Below are 1,884 nucleotides of genomic sequence, written 5' to 3'. Positions count from 1 at the left end.
GTGCGGCCTGAAGGGCGTGGCTAACAGGAATTGGAATGGAGAGAGTATGGGTTCGAGTTGGGTAAAGACGGCAGCAGCGCGCGGGAGCGCTGAATGACGCTGCGCGACCACGCCATCCGCTACGGCTTCATCGTGCTCTTGTTCGGGCTCGTCGCCTATTTCTCGATCGCCGCCGACGGTTTCGTTTCGCCGCAAAGTGCTGTCTTCATCTTCCAGTCGGTCGCCATCACCGGCGTTCTGGCGCTCGGCGTTACCGCCACGCTCGTCGTCGGCGGCTTTGATCTGTCGATCGGCTCGGTCGCCACCTCCGCCATGATGGCAGCGGCCTATGTGATGGTGGTGCTGGAGCAGAACGCCCTTGTCGCGGTGGTCGTTTGCCTGCTGATCGGCGCCATTGTCGGCCTGATCAACGGCTGGCTGATCGTCTACATGCGTGTGCCCGATCTGCTGGCGACGCTCGGCATGATGTTCCTGCTCGTCGGCTTGCAGCGCATTCCGACCGAAGGCCGCTCGATCGCCACCGGCATGACCATGCCCGACGGTTCGGTCGCCAACGGCAAGTTCAGCGATGCTTTCCTGGCGCTCGGCCGCCACCGCTTTGATTTCTTCATCCCGAACCTCATTCCGGTGTCGGTCGTGGTGCTGCTCGTGCTCGCCGTGCTGATCTGGTTCTTCCTCGAATACACCCGCTTCGGCCGCATGATGTATGCCGTCGGCAGCAATGAGCGCGCCGCCGAACTCGCCGGTGCGCCTGTCAAGGCATACAAGATCTGGGCCTACGTTATTTCAGGTGTTTTTGCCTCGATCGGCGGCATTTTGCTCGCTGCCCGGCTTGGACGCGGCGACATCGCCTCGGGTAATAATCTGCTGCTCGATGCAGTTGCCGCGGCGCTGATCGGCTACGCGGTGCTTGGCGCCGCCAAGCCGAACGCCTTTGGCACCGCCATCGGCGCGCTGTTCGTCGGCATCTTGCTGCAAGGCCTGACGATGATGAACGCGCCTTACTACACGCAGGATTTCGTCAAGGGCGTGGTTCTGGTCATCGCCCTTGTCTTCACCTTTGCGCTTTCAGGCAGAGGCAGGAGGTAGCTTTCGACCGGAACAGGATTTTGGGTTCAACAAGAGTGGAGGAAAACAAGGTGAGCATTACAAGAAGACTTCTGGGGAAGGTGGCGCTCGGATTGGCCGGCGCAACCATGCTGATGCAGTTCCCGGCTCTGGCCGCGGACAAGCCGGCGCCTTTCGACAAGCCTGGCGTCAAGATCGCGCTGGTGCGTTATCTCTCGACCGGTGACTTCTTCCAGGCCTATCTCTCGGGCGTCGAGGCGCAATCGAAGGCGCTCGGCATCGACCTGCGCGTGCTCGACAGCCGCCAGGATGCGGCTCTTCAGTCCGACATGGTCGATCAGGCCATCGCGCTCGGCGTGCAGGGTATCATCATCCAGCACGGCCTGACGGAGTCGATGAAGGACGCCGCGCAGCGCGCAGTGGATGCCGGCATCAAGGTGGTGGCCTTCGACGTCAATGTCGAAAACCCCAAGATCCCGCAGGTCGAACAGTCCGACCGCGACCTTGCGCGCCTGGCGCTCGAGCAGGCGGTCAAGGACAATGGCGAGAGCTGGAATGCGGGCTATGTCTACGTCGCCGGCATTGCGCCGCTCGACCGCCGCAACGAGACCTGGGTCGACGTGAAGAAGAAGTATGCCGGCATCAAGGAAGTCGCGATGTTCGGCACGCTCGACAATCCGATCGCCAACTCCGTCGCCAATCAGGCGCGCTCGGTGCTGTCGGCTCATCCCGACATCAAGGTGATGTTCGCTCCCTATGACGAATTCGCCAAGGGCGTGAAGATCGCTGTCGATGAGGCCGGCCTCAATAAAGGCA

General features: G+C 61.8%; 2 protein-coding genes. Both read left to right on the top strand.

Going from position 1 to position 1,884, the window contains the following annotated elements:
- Positions 1 to 93 precede the first annotated feature (93 nt).
- Positions 94 to 1,089 carry an ABC transporter permease gene (locus EN935_RS33835; protein WP_127262447.1) on the top strand — a complete coding sequence of 332 codons (996 nt, stop codon included), beginning with the start codon at positions 94 to 96 and terminating at the stop codon, positions 1,087 to 1,089.
- A gap of 50 nt (positions 1,090 to 1,139) precedes the next feature.
- Positions 1,140 to 1,884: substrate-binding domain-containing protein (locus EN935_RS33830; protein WP_164771598.1), on the top strand; the 745-nt coding region annotated here is incomplete at its 3' end.

Origin of the sequence: Mesorhizobium sp. M7D.F.Ca.US.004.03.1.1 (assembly GCF_003998635.1) — a bacterium.
GTDB lineage: Bacteria > Pseudomonadota > Alphaproteobacteria > Rhizobiales > Rhizobiaceae > Mesorhizobium > Mesorhizobium loti.
This window is presented reverse-complemented; position numbering and strand designations above follow the sequence as displayed.